We start from the raw sequence: 17,261 nt of genomic DNA, 5'->3' as shown, positions 1-17,261 counted from the left end.
GAGGAGCCGGGCTAAGGAGCGCACGATGACGAGTGATGTGGGCACGCTGGACGACGCGGCGGAGGCGTTCGGGGTTGCCCGGCGCCGCCTGTTCGGCATCGCGTACCGCATGCTCGGGTCGGCGGCCGAGGCCGAGGACGTGGTGCAGGAGACGTGGGTGCGGTGGCAGACGACCGACCGCTCCGTGGTCCGCAACCCGCAGGCCTTCCTGACGACGACGGCGACGCGGCTGGCCATCAACGTGCTGCAGAGCGCGCGGTCGCGTCGCGAGACGTACGTCGGGCCCTGGCTGCCGGAGCCCGTGGACACGAGCCAGGACCCCACGCTCGGCGCCGAGCGCGCCGAGGCGCTGGACGTCGCGGTGCTGGTGCTGCTGGAACGGCTCACCCCCACGGAGCGTGCCGCCTACGTGCTGCGTGAGGCGTTCGACTACGGGTACCCGGAGATCGCCCGGATCGTCGACACGACCCCGGCGGCCGCACGCCAGCTCGTGAGCCGGGCCCGCAAGCACATCGCGTCCGAGCGGCGCAACACCGTGGACCCCACGGAGCGCCGCGCGCTGCTGGAGGCGTTCCTCGCCGCGGCACGCGCCGGCGACGTGCAGGGCCTGGAGAGGTTGCTCGCCGAGGACGTCGTGACCCGCGCCGACAGCAACGGCCGGGCCAAGCACGTGGCCCGGGTGGCCGTGGCGGGCCGCGCCAAGGTGGCCCGGCTGCTGTCCACCTTCGCGGAGGTCTTCTGGGCCGGCATCACCACGCGGCCGATCGCGGTCAACGGCACGGAGGGCTTCGCCATGGAGCGCGACGGCGAGCTGATCGGCGTGCTGGCCGTGTCCGTGACCGACGAGGGTGTGCGAGAGCTGATGTGGCAGATGAACCCCGACAAGACGGAGCCGCTCCGGCGGGCCTGGGGGGACCAGGCCGCGCCGGAGGACGGGGCGGGGCCGGCTACGCCTGAGCCGCCCGCCACTGCTCGTAGCTGACCTCGCCGAGCTGGGCCTCGCCCAGCGGCACGAGCTCCTTGTCCTCGAGCCGCGCACCGAAGTAGGTGGCGTCGAGGTCGGTCCGGACCTCGCGCTCGTCGCCCTTGGCCGCCAGGTGCTTGCGCACGATCTCGTCGAAGCCGAACACCTCGGGACCGGCGATCTCGATGGTGGCGTCCAGCGGCGTGCCGGCAGCGGTCCGGGCCACGAAGCGCGCGACGTCCGCCGACGCGATGGGCTGGAACCGTACGGGCGCGACATGGGTGACGCCGTCGACGGTGGCCTCGTCGGCGATCGCGTTCAGGAACTCGAAGAACTGCGTGGACCGGACGATCGACCAGCCGTTGCCCGAGTCCTTGACGAGGTTCTCCTGCAGCACCTTGGCGCGCATGTACCCGGCGTCGATGCCGTCGGCACCCACGATCGACAGGATCACGTGGTGCTGCACCCCGGCCTTCGCCTCGGCCTCCAGCAGATTCGTCGTGGACGTCCGGAAGAAACGGGTGACGTCCTCCTCGGCGAACGACGGCGAGTTGCTGAGATCGACCACCACCTGGGCGCCGTCCAGCGCCTCGGCCAGGCCCTCGCCGGTCAGGGTGTTCACGCCGGTCTGCGGCGAGGCCGCCACCGCCTCGTGCCCGTGCTCGGTCAGGTTGCGGACGACCTGGCTCCCGACGAGGCCGGTACCGCCGATGACCACGATCTTCATGGTGTGCTCCTTCTGGGTTCCGCGCCGTGCGCGTGACGGGCCGACCGGCCCGTCACGCGTTCGACCGGGAGCACCCCGGATCTGTGACACCCCCGCACGGCACGTACCCCGGACGGCCTACCGCTCCCGCTCGACCCGCCGCTCGTCCCACACGGGTTCGGCGGTCTCGCGCACCACACCGTCCGACCCGAAGACCAGGTACCGGTCGAAGGACCGCGCGAACCAGCGGTCGTGCGTCACGGCCAGCACCGTCCCCTCGAACGACTCCAGACCCTCCTGCAGGGCCTCGGCCGACTCCAGGTCGAGGTTGTCGGTGGGCTCGTCGAGCAGCAGGGCGGTGGAGCCGGCGAGCTCCAGCAGCAGGATCTGGAAGCGTGCCTGCTGCCCGCCGGACAGCCGGTCGAAGGGCCGCTCGGCCGCGGCGCTGAGCTCGTAGCGCCGCAGGCGGGCCATCGCCTTGCCCTTGTCCTGCGCGTGCTCCTCCCACAGGATGTCGAGCAGCGTGCGGCCGAACAGCTCGGGGTGGGCGTGCGTCTGCGCGAAGTGGCCGGGCACCACCCGGGCGCCGAGCTTCCACGAGCCGGTGTGGGCGACGTCGCCGCCCGCGAGGAGACGCAGGAAGTGCGACTTGCCGGACCCGTTCGAACCCAGCACCGCCACCCGCTCGCCGTAGAAGACCTCCAGGTCGAACGGCTTCATGAGCCCGGTCAGCTCCAGCCCCTCGCAGGTCACGGCCCGCAGGCCCGTGCGCCCGCCGCGCAGGCGCATCGTGATGTCCTGCTCGCGGGGCGGCTCCGGCGGCGGGCCGGCCTCCTCGAACTTGCGCAGCCGGGTCTGGGCGGCCCGGTAGCGCGAGGCCATGTCGGGGCTGTTCGCCGCCTGCTGCCGCAGCGTGAGCACCAGCTTCTTGAGCTGGGCGTGCTTCTCGTCCCAGCGTCGGCGCAGCTCCTCGAACCGCGCGAACCGTTCGCGCCGTGCCTCGTGGAACGTGGCGAACCCGCCACCGTGCACCCAGGCGTCGGCGCCTGCCGGCCCGGGCTCCAGCGACACGATCCGGTTCGCCGCCCGGGACAGCAGCTCGCGGTCGTGCGAGACGAACAGGACGGTCTTCTTGGTGGTCCGGAGCTGCTCCTCCAGCCAGCGCTTGCCGGGCACGTCCAGGTAGTTGTCCGGCTCGTCCAGCAGCAGCACCTCGTCGGTGCCGCGCAGCAGCGCCTCCAGCACGAGCCGCTTCTGCTCGCCGCCGGACATCGTGCGCACCTCGCGGAACTGCGCCCGGTCGTACGGGATGCCGAGCGCCGCCATGGTGCACACGTCCCACAGCGTCTCGGCCTCGTACCCGCGCACCTCGGCCCAGTCGGACAGCGCCTGCGCGTACGCCATCTGTGCGGCCTCGTCGTCGACCGTCAGCATGGCGTGCTCGGCCTCGTCGACGGCGCGTGCGGCCTGCTGCAGGCGCGCGTCGGACACGGAGACCAGCAGGTCGCGCACCGTCGTCTCGTCCCGCACCGACCCCACGAACTGCCGCATGACGCCGAGTCCGCCGCTGACCGTCACCGAGCCGCCGTGCGGCGTGAGCTCACCGGTGATCAGCCGCAGCAACGTCGTCTTGCCCGCGCCGTTGGGCCCGACCAGCGCCGTCGCGCTCCCCTCGCCCACGCGGAACGAGACGTCCCCCAGGAGGGTGCGGCCGTCCGGCAGGTGGTATTCGACGTGCGCTGCTTCGAGATGGCCCATGCGTCACATGGTCCGACGCCGCACCCGCCCGGGCCAAGCTGATTCCGCCACGCTGGTTCCACGGTGACGTCGAACCTGTGGACAACGGACCACGGATGTCGGCGACGTGCTGTTGACTGTCCCCGTGAGTACAGAAGCTGTGACCGGTACCGATCCGACGAAGGACGCCCCCGACGTCGCCACCCTCAGCTACGAGCAGGCACGCGACGAGCTCGTGCAGGTGGTCGGCCGCCTGGAGGCCGGCGGCGAGCCGCTGGAGGCATCGCTCGCGCTCTGGGAGCGCGGCGAGGCCCTGGCCGCCCGCTGCCAGGAGTGGCTCGACGGCGCCCGTGAACGCCTGGCGGCCGCGCAGCAGGCCTCCGGCGGTTCGGCAGGTTCGGCCGGTTCCGCCGACTCCCCGGAGGAGGCCCGGTGAGCGCGCACGTCCTCGCCGTGGGCGAGGCCCTCGTGGACCAGGTGCGCCGTCCCGACGGCTCCACCGCCGACCACCCCGGCGGCAGCATCGCCAACGTCGCTCTCACGCTCGGCCGCCTGGGCCGCGAGGTGCGGCTGGCGACGTGGCTCGGCGCGGACGACCGGGGCGACCTGGTGCGCGGCTGGCTCGCCGAATCGGGCGTGCGCCTCGTCGAGGGCAGCGACGGCGCGGCTCGCACGAGCGTCGCGGTCGCCACCCTGGACGACGACGGCTCGGCCACCTACGACTTCGACCTCACCTGGCAGGTCCCCGCCGCGGCGCTGCCGGGCGGCCCCGGTGCCGGAGCCGACGGCGCGCTGGCCGTCCACACCGGGTCCATCGCGGCGATGCTCGAGCCGGGCGCGACCCAGGTGCGCGAGCTCCTGGAGGCCGCCCGGGCGACGGCGACCACCACGTACGACCCGAACGCCCGGCCCGCGATCATGGGCCAGGCCGACGAGGTCCGCCCGCGCGTGGAGGCGCTGGTGCGCCTGTCCGACGTGGTCAAGGTGAGCGACGAGGACCTCGCCTGGCTGTACCCGGGCTCCGACCCGGTGGCCGTCGCCCGCGAGTGGCAGGCCGGCACGCCCGCGCTCGTCGTGGTCACCCTGGGCGGCAAGGGCGCGGTCGCCGTGTCCGACGCCGGCGAGGTCGAGGTCGTGGCTCCTCAGGTCGACGTGGTAGACACCGTGGGCGCGGGCGACTCGTTCATGGGCGCCCTGATCGACGGCCTGTGGGAGCACGACCTGCTGGGCGCCGGCCGGCGGGCCGCGCTCGACGAGGTCGACGCCGCCACGGTGCGGCAGGTCCTGGAGGGCTGCGTCGCTGTCGCGGCCGTCACCGTGTCCCGGGCGGGTGCCAACCCGCCCCGTCGTGAGGAGGTCGGATCATGAGCTCGGTCCCGATGCCGGAGCGGCTCACGCCGCGTGACGCCTGGGCGCTGCTGCGTTCGGGCAACGACCGTTTCGTCGCGGACGCGCCCGCGCACCCGTCGCAGGGCGCCGACCGGCGCCGCGAGCTCCAGGCCGCGCAGCACCCGCACACCGTGATCTTCGGCTGCTCGGACTCCCGGGTGGCCGCCGAGATCATCTTCGACCAGGGCCTGGGCGACGTGTTCGTGGTCCGTACCGCGGGCCACGTCGTCGACACCACCGTGATCGGCTCGATCGAGTACGGCGTGGACGTGCTCGGTGCGTCGCTCGTCGTGGTGCTGGGGCACGACTCGTGCGGGGCGGTGGCCGCGGCGGCGCACACGCTCGCCACGGGCGAGCAGCCCGGCGGGTTCGTGCGTGCCGTGGTGGACCGGGTCATCCCGTCGATCGCCAGCATCACCTCGGGCGACCAGGCGGCGACCATGGCCCTCCTGTCCGACCAGGACCTGCTGCGCCGGGAGCACGTGAAGCACACCGTCGGGATGCTGCACGGGTACTCGGCCGGGCTCGCCCGGGCCGTCGAGGAGGGCCGGTGCGCGGTGGTCGGCCTGGAGTACGACCTCGCCGAGGGCAGCGCGCGCATGGTCGACGTGATCGGTGACATCGGCGAGGTGCCGCCGGCCGCGCAGGAGCCCCTCGCGGGGTGACAGGAGTCACGCCCTGCGGTGCGTCGCCCGAGCGAGGCTGCGGCACGATAGACCCATGACTGCTGACACCGTCGTCTCGCCGGGCTCCGCCGAGCCCGGCGACACCACGACCGCCTACCGCATCGAGCACGACACCATGGGCGAGGTTCGTGTCCCCGCGAACGCCCTGTACCGCGCGCAGACACAGCGTGCCGTCGAGAACTTCCCGATCTCCGGCACCCCGCTCGAGCGGGCCCACATCGAGGCCCTCGCGCGCGTGAAGAAGGCCGCGGCGACGGCGAACGCGGAGCTCGGCGTGCTCGACCAGGACATCGCGGACGCCATCGTCGCCGCCGCGGACGAGGTCGCCTCCGGCAAGTACGACGGGCACTTCCCGATCGACGTGTACCAGACGGGCTCCGGCACGTCGTCGAACATGAACACCAACGAGGTGCTCGCGACCCTCGCCACGAACGCGCTCGGCAAGGACGTGCACCCGAACGACCACGTCAACGCCTCGCAGTCGTCGAACGACGTGTTCCCCACGTCCGTGCACGTCGCGGCGACGTCGGGCGTCGTCAACGACCTCATCCCCGCGCTGAACCACCTGGCCGACGCGCTGCAGGCCAAGTCGGACGAGTTCGCGACCGTCGTGAAGTCCGGCCGCACGCACCTCATGGACGCCACCCCGGTCACCCTCGGCCAGGAGTTCGGCGGGTACGCCGCCGCGATCCGTTACGGCGTCGAGCGCCTGCAGGCCGCGCTGCCCCGCGCCGCCGAGGTCCCGCTGGGCGGCACCGCCGTCGGCACCGGCATCAACACCCCTGCCGGCTTCCCGCAGCGCGTCATCGCGCTGCTCGCGCAGGACACGGGCCTGCCGCTGACCGAGGCGCGCGACCACTTCGAGGCGCAGTCGGCCCGCGACGGCCTGGTCGAGCTCTCGGGCGCGCTGCGCACCATCGCGGTCTCCGTGACCAAGATCTGCAACGACCTGCGCTGGATGGGCTCCGGCCCCAACACCGGTCTGGGCGAGATCGCGCTGCCCGACCTGCAGCCGGGCTCCTCGATCATGCCGGGCAAGGTCAACCCGGTGATCCCCGAGGCCGTGCTCATGGTGTGCGCGCGCGTGATCGGCAACGACGCCACCGTCGCGTGGGCCGGTGCGAGCGGCTCGTTCGAGCTGAACGTGCAGATCCCGGTGATCGCGCAGGGCGTGCTGGAGTCGATCCGCCTGCTGTCGAACTCGTCGCGCGTGCTCGCGGACAAGACGATCGTCGGCATCACCGCGAACGTCGACCGCGCCCGCGCGCTGGCCGAGTCGTCGCCGTCGATCGTCACGCCGCTGAACCGCGCGATCGGCTACGAGGCCGCCGCCAAGGTGGCCAAGCACGCTGTCAAGGAGGGCATCACGGTGCGCCAGGCCGTGCTCGACCTCGGCTTCGTCGAGCGCGGCGAGGTCACCGAGGAGCAGCTCGACACGGCCCTCGACGTGCTGTCGATGACGAGGCCGCCGCAGGCCTGAGACGCCGCAGGCCCCGGACAGCAGAGAGCGCCTGTCCCGTCCCACCCGCTGATCGGGAGGAACGGGACAGGCGCTCTGCCATGCCGGGTCCAGCAGACCACCGCCGCCCGAGCACCCCGCGCGAACGCAGGCTTCGTCGCTCGATGAGCGGGTCTTGGCACGACGAAACCTACGTTCGGCACCCTGCCGGGTGGGCCGGCGTGAGGTCCGGGCCGGCGTAAGGTCCGGTCAGACCGCCGGCGTCTCGACCGGCGGGGCAGCCTCGGCCGGGGCGGCGCCCTCGGCGTCGTCCTTCTGGGCCTGCAGGATCACGGCAGCGGCGACCGCGGCACCGACGGTGGCGACGGCCGCGACCGAGGCGGCGATGGCGACCTGCGTGGCGACCGTGGCGACGCCCCACTCGCTGCCGGCGATCTCCTCGGCGCGCTCCTGGGCGGCCTTGCGCTGCTCCTTGCCGACCAGGCCGGCGATCAGGCCGGAGCCGTGCAGCAGGGAGATCAGGGTGGCGGTGCGCTCGTCGGGCTCGGCGCCCTCGACGAGCACCTTGGTGAGGTTCGCCCGCAGCGCGGTCTCGTGGCTCGAGTCGGCAGCCGGCCAGCGGGTCACGGGGAGCATGCGGAAGAGCTTGGACTCCTCCTTCTCCAGGATGCCGCGCTCGACGAGCGCCGCCAGGAGGTTCTCCTCGGCGTCCTTGGAGATCGCCTCGACGACCTTGCGCGCCGGGGCGTCCGGCGTGGCGAGCACGGCCTGCAGCGCGGCGTCGAGGGCGATGTGGCCCGCGGGGCTGTTGTCGGTGACGATGATCGTCGCGTCACCGGCCTTCTCGCGCTCCTCCTTGGTGGCACCGGCCTCCGGAGCACCCCGCAGCAGGGTCTTGCGCGCGTCGGAGAGGTCGGCCAGGAGTGCACCGGCGAGGCGAACGCCCAGGTTGTCGACGTTGGCGGTCTTGCCCGTCTCGTCGTCGACGGCGAGCAGCAGGAAGTCTTCGGCTATCAGCATGCCCCGATGCTATATCCGACAAGGGCGACACACCCCTAATTGAGACGATCGCCAGGTTGGCCGTCTCTTTGGTTAGGCTTACCTAAGTCTGCTACTGTCGGTCGTGCACGCATCGAGAGGCGTACCGCGGGACTGCGGGGCTGGGGGGTTCCGTCCGGCGGCGCGCCTCTCGCGTGTCAGAAGTTCCGCACGTGTCAGAAGCTCAGGTCACCGAGGTGGCCTGAGCTTCTGACATGTCGGAGCGTGGGGTCGCCTCAGACGTCCAGGCGTTCCAGCATGTCTGTCACCAGCGCCGCGACCGGCGAACGCTCGGACCGGGTCAGGGTCACGTGCGCGAACAGCGGGTGCCCCTTGAGCGCCTCGATCACCGCCGCGACGCCGTCGTGCCGCCCCACGCGCAGGTTGTCGCGCTGGGCGACGTCGTGGGTGAGCACCACGCGGGAGCTCTGACCGATCCGGGACAGCACCGTCAGCAGCACGTTCCGCTCCAGCGACTGCGCCTCGTCGACGATGACGAACGAGTCGTGCAGGGACCGCCCGCGGATGTGCGTGAGCGGCAGCACCTCGAGCATGTCGCGGGCGATGACCTCCTCGACGACCGCGGGCGAGACCAGCGCGCCGAGGGTGTCGTAGACGGCCTGCGACCACGGGTTCATCTTCTCGGACTCGGATCCGGGCAGGTAGCCCAGGTCCTGACCGCCCACCGCGTACAGGGGCCGGAACACGACCACCTTGCGGTGCTGCTGCCGCTCCAGCACGGCCTCCAGCCCGGCGCACAGGGCGAGCGCCGACTTGCCCGTGCCGGCCCGGCCGCCGAGCGAGACGATGCCGATCTCGTCGTCGAGCAGCAGGTCGATCGCCACGCGCTGCTCGGCCGAGCGGCCGTGCACGCCGAACACCTCCTGGTCGCCCCGCACGAGCTGCACGCGCTTGTCGGCGGTCACGCGCCCGAGCGCGGAACCACCCGGTGAGTGCACCACCATGCCGGTGTGCACCAGGAGCGGGGACGCCGCCTCGACCGTCGCCGGGTCCAGGGCGGCGATCTCCACGGACTCGTTCTCCCAGAGAGCGCCCATCTGCTCGTCGGAGAGGTCGATCTCGCGCATGCCGGTCCAGCCGGAGTCGACGGCGAGCTCGGCCCGGTACTCCTCGGCCTGCAGACCGACCGCCGACGCCTTGACCCGCATCGGCAGGTCCTTGGAGACCACGGTCACGCTGTTGCCCTCGGCAGCGAGGTTGGCCGCCACCGCGAGGATCCGGGTGTCGTTGTCCCCCAGGCGGAACCCGGCGGGCAGGACGGTCGGGTCCACGTGGTTGAGCTCCACGCGCAGCGTGCCGCCCGTGTCCCCCACGGGGACCGGCGAGTCGAGCCGGCCGTGCTGCACCCGCAGCCCGTCCAGCATCCGCAGTGCGCTGCGGGCGAAGTACCCGAGCTCGGCGTGGTGACGCTTGGCCTCCAGCTCCGTGATCACGACGATCGGCAGGACGACGTCGTGCTCCGCGAACCGCAACATCGCCTTCGGGTCGCTCAACAGCACAGACGTGTCGATGACGAAGGTCCTGCGATCGTCACCGACCGCGCCGGCTGCGGCGTCGGCACTCTGGTCGGTCGGACGGGTGGTCGATGCGGAATGGCTCACTGCGGCTCTCCCTCCGGCGCCGAAACGCCGTGACAGCCTCGTCGCTACCTGGCGGGCACCGCCTGTCGGCGGAACCGACCCGGTCGAACCGGGGCTGGTGGATGGGCCGGGCGACCGGCTCGGCGCGCCGCGTCGTGGCGCAGAGCCGGGACCGGCCCTTCTCCACGGAGCAAGCACTCCATAGGTTGGCCTCCCGAAGGGGCGACTGGGTGCCGTCCCTGAACTGGAACCTACGCGCACTGCCATCCTGTGGCCAGAGTTATCCCTCGGCGGGTCGCAAGTTGTCACGAACTGTTCACATGGTGGCAATGGCTTCACCCACGAGTCAAAGAATCGCAAAACTCGCAGGAAGGCGTGCCGTAGCGGGAGGATGGACGCATGCCTCATCTCGCGATCCTGCTGCGCGCCGTGAACATCGGGCCGGGTCTGCGCGTCTCGTCGGCGGACCTGCGCGGCGCCGCCGAGGACGTCGGCCTCGGCGACGCCCGAACCCTCCTGAACAGCGGCAACCTCGTGGTCGCCACGGACGGCGCCGATCCGGGCGACGTCGTGCGGCGCGTGCAGGAGCGGCTGACCGAACGCGTGGGCCGGCCCGTGGCCGCCGTCGGACTGAGTGGTGCGCGGCTGGAGGAGATCGCGCGGGCGAACCCGTTCCCGGCCGCGGCACGCGACGACCCGGCCCGGCTCCAGGTGCACGTCCCGTTCGGCGACGTGGACGCGGCCGGGGTGGCGCGGCTCGACCTGGCCAACGCCGGGCGCGAGATGCTGGCCACGGCCGCGGGCGTGCTGTACGTGCACTACGTGGACGGCATCGGCCGGTCGAAGCTCACGGCGACCGTGATCGACCGGGCCGTGGGCGTGCCCACCACGGCGCGGAACTGGAACACGATCACCAAGCTGCGTGCCGCGTGCGCCGATCCGGGGTCGAGGTAGCGTCGAGGAGGGGTCAGGTAGGGTAAAGATCCGGGCGTGCCGGGAGGCCTGGTCGGTGGAGACCGGGTCGGATCGGTCCGCACCACACGACCTGCAGCAGCCCGAGAGGACGCCCGTTGAGCGGTACCGCCCCTGCCCCCACCCGGATCCAGCGCCTGCGCAAGTGGGTGTCGCGTGAGACGACGGGCGGTGCGCTCCTCATCGGTGCGGCGTTCCTCGCCCTGGTGTGGGCCAACTCGCCGTGGCGGGAGTCCTACCAGGCCCTGTCGGGCACCGTGGTGGGGCCGGCCGCGATCGGTCCGCTGCCCGTCCACCTCGACCTGACGCTCGCGACCTGGGCCGCGGACGGCCTGCTGGCGATCTTCTTCTTCGTGGTCGGCGTCGAGCTCAAGCAGGAGTTCGTCGCGGGGAGCCTGCGCAACCCCAAGGAGGCCGGGGTCCCGATGATCGCCGCGGTCGGGGGCATGGCGATGCCCGCCCTGATCTACGTGGGCGCCCTGCTGCTGCTCGACGAGCCCGGGGCGCTGCACGGCTGGGCGATCCCGACGGCCACCGACATCGCGTTCGCGGTGGGCGTCCTCGCGATCTTCGGCCGCGGGCTGCCCGCCGCCATCCGCACCTTCCTGCTCACGCTCGCCGTGGTCGACGACCTGCTGGCGATCGTCGTCATCGCGATCTTCTACACGAGCGAGATCCACTGGCTGCCGCTGCTGGGCACACTCGTGTGCGTGGCGCTGTACGCCTGGCACGTGCGCTCGCGCGCGCCGCGCTGGTACGTGCTGCTGCCGCTCGCCGTCGTGGCGTGGGCGCTGATGCACTCCTCCGGCGTGCACGCCACCATCGCGGGCGTGCTGCTGGGCTTCACCGTCCCGGCGATCGCCCGCCACGGCGAGCCGACGGCGCGCACCGCCCGGTACGAGCACCGGCTCCGGCCGATCTCCTCGGGGATCGCGCTGCCCGTGTTCGCGTTCTTCGCCGCGGGCGTCTCGCTGGTCGACGGCGGCGGACCCGGCGCCGTGGTCGGTCAGCCGGTGGTCGCCGCGATCGCCGCCGGGCTCGTGGTGGGCAAGCTCGTCGGCGTGCTGGGCACCACGGCGCTGGTCACCCGGGTCACGCCGCTGCGGCTGCCCGACGGCATCGGCGTGCGCGACCTGCTGCCCGTGGGGCTGCTCGCCGGTATCGGCTTCACCGTGTCGCTGCTGATCAGCGAGCTGTCCTTCGGCGACTCCGAGCACACCGACGGCGCCAAGATCGCGATCCTCGGCGCCTCGGTGCTCGCCGCGATCCTGGGCGGCGTCTCGCTGCGCTGGGACGCCCGCCGCGCCCGTACCTCGGACATGAACCTGGACGGGCGGGCGGACGACGTCCGCGCCTACATCGGCGACGCCGAGGACCGCGAGGCGCACTGACCCGGCGCTGAGCCGACGGCGGCGTCAGACCTCCAGCAGCAGCGCCTCACCCTGGCCCCCGCCGCCGCACAGGCCGACGGCGGCCCGGCCACCGCCCCGCCGGGCCAGCTCGTGCGCCGCGTGCACCGCGATGCGCGCGCCGGACGCCCCCACGGGGTGTCCCAGCGCGATGCCGCCGCCGTGCACGTTGACGATGTCGAGCGGCACGCCGAGCTCCTTCGCGGACACCCCGACCACCACGGCGAACGCCTCGTTGATCTCCACGAGGTCGAGGTCGGACGCCGACCAGCCCTCACGCTCCAGGGCCTGACCGATCGCCCGGGCCGGCTGGGAGTGCAGCGAGTTGTCCGGCCCGGCCACCTGGCCGTGCGAGCGGACCGTCGCGAGCACCGGCACCCCAGCCGCCTCGGCCCGGGCGCGCGTGGTGAGCACGAGCGCCGCTGCGCCGTCCGAGATCTGCGACGAGTTGCCCGCCGTCAGCGTCCCGTCGCTCGTGAACGCGGGGCGCAGCCGCGCGAGCGACTCGGGCGTCGTGTCGGGCCGCACTCCCTCGTCGGTGCGCACCTCGACGGGTTCGCCGCGGCGCTGCGGCACCGACACGGGCGCCAGCTCCGCCTCGAAGTACCCGTCCTTCGCCGCGGCAGCGGCACGCTGGTGCGAGGCCGCCGCGATCTGGTCCTGCTCCTCGCGCGACACGAACACGTCGCCGGTGTTGTGCTCCTCGGTCGAGATGCCCATGGAGACGTCGTCGAACGCGTCGGTCAGGGCGTCGTGCGCCACGGAGTCGGCCAGCTCGGCCGAGCCGTAACCGAACCCGGTCCGCGCGCCCGCCAGGATGTGCGGGGCGTTGGTCATCGACTCCTGCCCGCCCACCAGCACCACGGACGCCTCGCCCGTGCGCAGCAGCCGGGCGCCGTCGATGATCGACGTCAGCCCGGACAGGCAGACCTTGTTCACCGTCACGGCCTGCACGTCCCAGGGCACCCCGGCGGCCACGGCCGTCTGCCGGGCCGGGTTCTGCCCCGCGCCCGCCTGGATCACCTGGCCGAAGACCACCTTGTCCACGTCGGCCGCGAGCGCACCCGCGCCCTCCAGCGCCTTGCGTGCCGCGACGGCGCCGAGCTCCACGGCGCTCAGCGCGGACAGCGAACCCTTCAGCCGTCCCTGCGGCGTCCGTGCCGCGGAGACGATCACCACGTCGTCGGCGCCGTGTGTCGCGCCCGAACCAGTGGCGCCCGGACCGGTGCTCGTGGCACCCGTGGGGGCGGAAAATGCGTCACTCATGAGACCTCCTTTGGCCGTTCTTCCCAGCGTATCCCCCGGATTCACCGGCGAGCCCCGCGGTCGAGGGCGCACCGGTCACGCACGAGCTCAGCCCGCGAAGCCGACCAGCTCGACGGCGAGCTCCGGCTCGGTCTTCTCGACGACCTCCTCGGCCGTCACGCCGGGCGCGAGCTCCCGGAGCACCAGCCCGGACGGCGTCACGTCGAGCACCGCCAGGTCGGTGATGATCCGGTTCACCACACCCTTGCCGGTCAGCGGCAGCGAGCACTCGCGCAGGATCTTCGGTGACCCGTCGCGCGCCACGTGCTCCATGAGCACGATCACCCGGCCCGCGCCGTGCACGAGGTCCATCGCCCCACCCATGCCCTTGACCATCTTGCCGGGGATCATCCAGTTGGCCAGGTCGCCCGTGGCCGAGACCTGCATGCCGCCGAGGATCGCGGCGTCGATCTTGCCGCCGCGGATCATCCCGAACGACGTGGCGGAGTCGAAGATCGACGACCCCGGGAGCAGGGTCACCGTCTCCTTGCCCGCATTGATCAGGTCGGGGTCCACGGCGTCCTCGGTCGGGTACGGGCCCACCCCGAGGATGCCGTTCTCGGACTGCAGCACCAGGTGCCGGTCGGCCGGCACGTAGTTCGGCACGAGCGTGGGCAGCCCGATGCCCAGGTTCACGTACATCCCGTCGGCCAGCTCGCGCGCGGCGCGCGCGGCCATCTCCTGTCGCGTCAGTGCCATGGTTCAGCCCTCCTTGCTCGTCGAGGTGCCCGACGGCGTGCCCGACGGCGCGGGCTCCGTCACCGTGCGCCGCTCGATCCGCTTCTCGATGTCGGTGCCGACGTGCACCAGCCGGTGCACGTACACGCCCGGAAGGTGCACGCTGTCCGGGTCGATCTCCCCCGGCTCGACGAGCTCCTCGACCTGGGCGATGCAGACCCGCCCCGCCATCGCGGCGAGCGGCGAGAAGTTGCGCGCCGACCTGTTGAACACGAGGTTGCCGTGCCGGTCGCCGCGCAGGGCGTGCACCAGCGCGAAGTCGGTGCTGATGGCCTCCTCCAGCACGTACTCGGCGCCATCGTCGCCGAACGTGCGCACCTCCTTGGGCGGCGACGCGATCGCCACGCCGCCCGCGCCGTCGTACCTGCGCGGCAGGCCGCCGTCGGCCACCTGCGTGCCCACGCCCGTCCGCGTGAAGAAGGCCGCGATGCCCGCGCCACCGGCGCGGAGCTTCTCGGCGAGCGTGCCCTGCGGGGTGAGCTCCAGCTCGAGCTCGCCCGAGAGGAACTGACGCTCGAACTCCTTGTTCTCGCCCACGTAGGAGCTGGTCATCTTGGCGATGCGCTGCGCGCCGAGCAGCACCCCGAGACCCCAGTCGTCCACGCCGCAGTTGTTGCTCACCACGGACAGGCCGCTGGTGCCCTGCGCCAGCAGCGCCTCGATCAGCGCGATCGGGTTGCCGCACAGCCCGAACCCGCCCACGGCCAGCGAGGCGCCGTCCGGGATGTCGGCCACCGCCTCGGCCGCGCTGGCGACCACCTTGTCGAACCCGGTGCGTGCTCCAGTCATCGTCGACTCCTTCATCAGGTCAGTACCGGCAGGTCGTGCCATGAGCCAGTGTCACACCCCGGGTGCCCGGGGGTCACCGGGCGCTCCAGCCGCCGTCGACGGCCCACGAGGCACCGGACACCATGGCGGCGTCCGGGCCTGTGAGCCAGCCGACCAGCGCGGCCACCTCGTGCGGCTCCACGAGCCGCTTGACCGCGGACTCCGCGAGCATGACCTTCGCCATCACCTCGGACTCACCGATCCCGTGCACCCGAGCCTGCTCGGCGATCTGCTTCTCCACCAGGGGCGTGCGCACGTAGCCGGGGTTGACGCACACGCTCGTGACGCCGTGCTCGCCACCCTCCAGGGCCGTCACCTTGGACAGGCCCTCCAGGCCGTGCTTGGCCGCCACGTACGCCGCCTTGAACGGCGAGGCCACCAGCCCGTGCACCGACGAGATGTTGACCACCCGCCCCCAGCCTCGGGCATACATGCCCGGCAGGGCGGCGCGGACCAGCAGGAACGGCGCCTCCAGCATGATCCGCTGGACCAGCCGGAAGTCGTCCGGCACGAAGTCCTGGATGGGGCTGACGCGCTGGATGCCCGCGTTGTTCACCAGCACGTCCGTGTCCAGCCGCAGGTCGTCCAGGGCCCGGGTGTCGGACAGGTCGACCACCCAGGCCTCGCCGCCCACCTCCTCGGCGACGGCCTTGGCGCCGTCGCCGTCCACGTCCGCCACCGTCACGTGGGCACCGCGTGCGGCGAGCTCGCGAGCGCACGCGGCGCCGATCCCGCTCGCGCCACCCGTCACGAGGGCCCGGCGGCCCGTCAGCGTCAGCTCCATCGTCGGTCCTTCTCCTCGGCCTTCCACCACGTACGCCTCCACCGCTCGTCCTCTCGCCCGCGTGCTCGCGGCCGTGCGGGCCGCCCGGCGGGCCGCCCGGCGGGCTCCCGGCCGCCTGACGACCGGGAGCCCGCGCGACTCAGTCCCGTGCGAGTCCCTTCGCCGCGAGCGCCTGCTCGCGTGCCTGGTCCTCGGCGTCCAGGGCGTGCAGCGATGCGCCCCTGGTCTCGCGCAGCGCGATCGCCGCGACGAGGGTGATGAGGGCGGCGACGCCCATGTAGACGGCGGTGGGCCACCAGGAGCCGGTGTTCTTGAGCCAGGTGGTGGCGAGGATCGGCGCCAGGGAGCCCGCCACGATGGAGGTCACCTGGTAGCTGATCGAGACGCCGGAGTAGCGCATCCGGGTGGGGAACATCTCGGCCATGATCGCGGGCTGCACGGCGTACATCAGCGCGTGGAACAGCAGGCCGGCCATGAGTACGACCAGGATCACCCAGGCGTTCTGGGTGTCCATGGCCGGGAAGGCGAACCAGCACCAGGTGGCGCCGAGCACGGCGCCCGTGATGTACAGCGGCTTGCGGCCCACGCGGTCCGCGAGGCGCCCGACGGCGAGGATCACCACGAAGTGGAACGCGTGCGCGGCCGCGACCACACCGAGGATGCGCGTGGTGTCCATGCCGAGCGCGGTGCCGAGGTAGACGATCGAGAAGCTGACCACGAGGTAGTACAGGATGTTCTCGGCGAACCGCAGGCCCATGCCGGTGAGCACGCCACGCGGGTAGCGCCTGATCACCTCGAGCACGCCGTAGCCCTTGTCGCCCTCGTCGATCTCGGCCTTCGCCTCCTCGTAGATGGGCGCGTCCGAGACGCGGGTGCGCACGTAGTAGCCCACGACGATGACGACGGCGGACAGCCAGAACGCGACGCGCCAGCCCCAGGCGAGGAAGGCCTCGTCGGTCAGGGTGGCCGACATCGTGTAGAGCACGACGGTCGCGAGCAGGTTGCCCGCGGGCACGCCGGCCTGCGGCCACGCCGTCCAGCGGGCGCGCTCGTCGTCGCGGCTGTGCTCCGCGACGAGCAGCACGGCGCCGCCCCACTCGCCGCCGAGCGCCACGCCCTGGACGAAGCGCAGGATCACCAGGAGCGCCGGGGCGAGGAAGCCGACCTGCTGGAACGTGGGCAGGCAGCCCATGAGCACGGTCGCCACGCCGATCAGCACGATCGTGAACTGCAGCGTGTACTTGCGTCCGAGCTTGTCGCCCAGGTGGCCGAAGATGACGCCGCCCAGCGGACGGGCCACGAAGCCCACCGCGTAGGTGACGAACGCGGCGATGATCGCGTCGTAGGCGTTGCCCGTCTCGGGCATGAGCACCTTGTTGAACACGAGCGCGGCGGCGGTCGCGTAGAGGAAGAAGTCGTACCACTCGACGACGGTGCCGGCCATCGAGGCGGCGACGATGCGCCGGATGAGCGACCGGTCCCCCGGTGCGCCCTGGCTCTGCTGTGCGGACATGCTGCTGCTCCTAGGTGTCGACTCTGACACGGGACGTGGCCGGCCCGGTGTGGTCCGCGCGGACCGCCACGGATGACCCGCCCGAGTTTTCCCGGAAGCACTGTGCGCAGCAATGACGAACTCGGCAGACGG

At 72.4% G+C, this 17,261-nt stretch carries 16 protein-coding genes; 7 read left to right on the top strand and 9 right to left on the bottom strand.

From position 1 onward, the window contains the following. Window positions 1–25 precede the first annotated feature (25 nt). Window positions 26–982 carry an RNA polymerase sigma-70 factor gene (locus ACIG47_RS03050; protein ID WP_397429552.1) on the top strand — a complete coding sequence of 319 codons (957 nt, stop codon included), beginning with the start codon at window positions 26–28 and terminating at the stop codon, window positions 980–982. On the opposite strand, the gene ACIG47_RS03045 is transcribed toward ACIG47_RS03050, so the two are convergent. Both ACIG47_RS03045 and ACIG47_RS03040 read right to left on the bottom strand, forming a co-directional pair. After that, window positions 948–1,691 (bottom strand): SDR family oxidoreductase, encoded by a 744-nt coding sequence (locus tag ACIG47_RS03045; RefSeq protein ID WP_397429551.1) that lies wholly within the window; start codon window positions 1,689–1,691, stop codon window positions 948–950. The two genes, ACIG47_RS03050 and ACIG47_RS03045, sit on opposite strands and share 35 nt — an antisense overlap. Window positions 1,692–1,808: 117 nt before the next feature. Continuing rightward, entirely contained in the window at window positions 1,809–3,428 is a 1,620-nt protein-coding gene (locus ACIG47_RS03040) for an ABC-F family ATP-binding cassette domain-containing protein (RefSeq protein WP_397413985.1), read from the bottom strand. Between the two features lie 124 nt (window positions 3,429–3,552). Between ACIG47_RS03040 and ACIG47_RS03035 the strand changes: the two genes are divergently transcribed. The 4 genes from ACIG47_RS03035 to ACIG47_RS03020 are packed head-to-tail and all read left to right on the top strand — an operon-like array spanning window position 3,553 to window position 6,962. Further along, the gene (locus ACIG47_RS03035; protein WP_397413987.1) at window positions 3,553–3,843 is read left to right on the top strand and encodes an exodeoxyribonuclease VII small subunit; all 291 of its coding nucleotides are present in this window, start codon (window positions 3,553–3,555) and stop codon (window positions 3,841–3,843) included. Beyond that, a complete protein-coding gene (locus ACIG47_RS03030; protein ID WP_397429550.1) occupies window positions 3,840–4,775 on the top strand; it encodes a carbohydrate kinase in 936 nt (311 codons plus the stop codon). Before ACIG47_RS03035 ends, ACIG47_RS03030 begins: the two co-directional genes overlap by 4 nt. Then, window positions 4,772–5,461 carry a carbonic anhydrase gene (locus tag ACIG47_RS03025; RefSeq protein WP_397413993.1) on the top strand — a complete coding sequence of 230 codons (690 nt, stop codon included), beginning with the start codon at window positions 4,772–4,774 and terminating at the stop codon, window positions 5,459–5,461. The genes ACIG47_RS03030 and ACIG47_RS03025 overlap by 4 nt, the downstream gene beginning before the upstream one ends. Window positions 5,462–5,516: 55 nt before the next feature. Continuing rightward, window positions 5,517–6,962: a class II fumarate hydratase gene (locus ACIG47_RS03020; protein ID WP_397429549.1), complete on the top strand. Its 1,446-nt coding sequence runs from the start codon at window positions 5,517–5,519 to the stop codon at window positions 6,960–6,962. Window positions 6,963–7,190: 228 nt separating this feature from the next. Here ACIG47_RS03020 and ACIG47_RS03015 read toward each other — a convergent pair whose 3' ends face one another. Both ACIG47_RS03015 and ACIG47_RS03010 read right to left on the bottom strand, forming a co-directional pair. Further along, the gene (locus ACIG47_RS03015) at window positions 7,191–7,961 is read right to left on the bottom strand and encodes a GPP34 family phosphoprotein (protein ID WP_397429548.1); all 771 of its coding nucleotides are present in this window, start codon (window positions 7,959–7,961) and stop codon (window positions 7,191–7,193) included. A gap of 254 nt (window positions 7,962–8,215) precedes the next feature. After that, entirely contained in the window at window positions 8,216–9,475 is a 1,260-nt protein-coding gene (locus ACIG47_RS03010; protein WP_397414398.1) for a PhoH family protein, read from the bottom strand. Window positions 9,476–9,979: 504 nt separating this feature from the next. On the opposite strand from ACIG47_RS03010, the gene ACIG47_RS03005 reads away from it, so the two are divergent. Both ACIG47_RS03005 and nhaA read left to right on the top strand, forming a co-directional pair. Beyond that, window positions 9,980–10,534, top strand: coding sequence for a DUF1697 domain-containing protein (locus tag ACIG47_RS03005; protein ID WP_397429547.1), 555 nt, complete (start codon window positions 9,980–9,982; stop codon window positions 10,532–10,534). 116 nt (window positions 10,535–10,650) lie between these two features. Then, complete coding sequence (gene nhaA / locus ACIG47_RS03000; RefSeq protein WP_397429546.1) at window positions 10,651–11,943, top strand: Na+/H+ antiporter NhaA; 1,293 nt, start codon at window positions 10,651–10,653, stop codon at window positions 11,941–11,943. A gap of 24 nt (window positions 11,944–11,967) precedes the next feature. Here the strand turns inward: nhaA and ACIG47_RS02995 are convergent, their stop codons facing one another. The 5 genes from ACIG47_RS02995 to ACIG47_RS02975 all read right to left on the bottom strand — a co-directional run bounded on the left by ACIG47_RS02995 (window position 11,968) and on the right by ACIG47_RS02975 (window position 17,129). Next, entirely contained in the window at window positions 11,968–13,140 is a 1,173-nt protein-coding gene (locus ACIG47_RS02995; protein WP_397429987.1) for an acetyl-CoA C-acyltransferase, read from the bottom strand. 174 nt (window positions 13,141–13,314) lie between these two features. Continuing rightward, window positions 13,315–13,965, bottom strand: a complete 651-nt coding sequence (locus tag ACIG47_RS02990) for a CoA transferase subunit B (protein ID WP_397429545.1) — start codon at window positions 13,963–13,965, stop codon at window positions 13,315–13,317. Between the two features lie 3 nt (window positions 13,966–13,968). Next, entirely contained in the window at window positions 13,969–14,793 is an 825-nt protein-coding gene (locus ACIG47_RS02985; protein WP_397429544.1) for a CoA transferase subunit A, read from the bottom strand. A 73-nt stretch (window positions 14,794–14,866) separates the two neighbouring features. Further along, window positions 14,867–15,616 carry a 3-hydroxybutyrate dehydrogenase gene (locus tag ACIG47_RS02980; RefSeq protein ID WP_397414005.1) on the bottom strand — a complete coding sequence of 250 codons (750 nt, stop codon included), beginning with the start codon at window positions 15,614–15,616 and terminating at the stop codon, window positions 14,867–14,869. 139 nt (window positions 15,617–15,755) lie between these two features. Then, window positions 15,756–17,129 (bottom strand): MFS transporter, encoded by a 1,374-nt coding sequence (locus ACIG47_RS02975; protein WP_397429543.1) that lies wholly within the window; start codon window positions 17,127–17,129, stop codon window positions 15,756–15,758. Between the last annotated feature and the right edge of the window lie 132 nt (window positions 17,130–17,261).

Source organism: Promicromonospora sp. NPDC052451, from assembly GCF_044547525.1.
Taxonomy (GTDB): Bacteria; Actinomycetota; Actinomycetes; order Actinomycetales; family Cellulomonadaceae; genus Promicromonospora.
Note: the sequence above shows the minus strand (reverse complement) of the source record. Positions and strands in the feature narration are given on the sequence as shown.

Bases quoted from the DNA above. Each gene is read 5' to 3' on its own strand.
- ACIG47_RS03050 (WP_397429552.1), top strand. From the start codon at position 26: ATGACGAGTGATGTGGGCACGCTGGACGACGCGGCGGAGGCGTTCGGG.
- ACIG47_RS03045 (WP_397429551.1), bottom strand. From the start codon at position 1,691: ATGAAGATCGTGGTCATCGGCGGTACCGGCCTCGTCGGGAGCCAGGTC.
- ACIG47_RS03040 (WP_397413985.1), bottom strand. From the start codon at position 3,428: ATGGGCCATCTCGAAGCAGCGCACGTCGAATACCACCTGCCGGACGGC.
- ACIG47_RS03025 (WP_397413993.1), top strand. From the start codon at position 4,772: ATGAGCTCGGTCCCGATGCCGGAGCGGCTCACGCCGCGTGACGCCTGG.
- ACIG47_RS03020 (WP_397429549.1), top strand. From the start codon at position 5,517: ATGACTGCTGACACCGTCGTCTCGCCGGGCTCCGCCGAGCCCGGCGAC.
- ACIG47_RS03015 (WP_397429548.1), bottom strand. From the start codon at position 7,961: ATGCTGATAGCCGAAGACTTCCTGCTGCTCGCCGTCGACGACGAGACG.
- ACIG47_RS03010 (WP_397414398.1), bottom strand. From the start codon at position 9,475: ATGTTGCGGTTCGCGGAGCACGACGTCGTCCTGCCGATCGTCGTGATC.
- ACIG47_RS03005 (WP_397429547.1), top strand. From the start codon at position 9,980: ATGCCTCATCTCGCGATCCTGCTGCGCGCCGTGAACATCGGGCCGGGT.
- ACIG47_RS02990 (WP_397429545.1), bottom strand. From the start codon at position 13,965: ATGGCACTGACGCGACAGGAGATGGCCGCGCGCGCCGCGCGCGAGCTG.
- ACIG47_RS02985 (WP_397429544.1), bottom strand. From the start codon at position 14,793: ATGACTGGAGCACGCACCGGGTTCGACAAGGTGGTCGCCAGCGCGGCC.
- ACIG47_RS02980 (WP_397414005.1), bottom strand. From the start codon at position 15,616: ATGGAGCTGACGCTGACGGGCCGCCGGGCCCTCGTGACGGGTGGCGCG.
- ACIG47_RS02975 (WP_397429543.1), bottom strand. From the start codon at position 17,129: ATGTCCGCACAGCAGAGCCAGGGCGCACCGGGGGACCGGTCGCTCATC.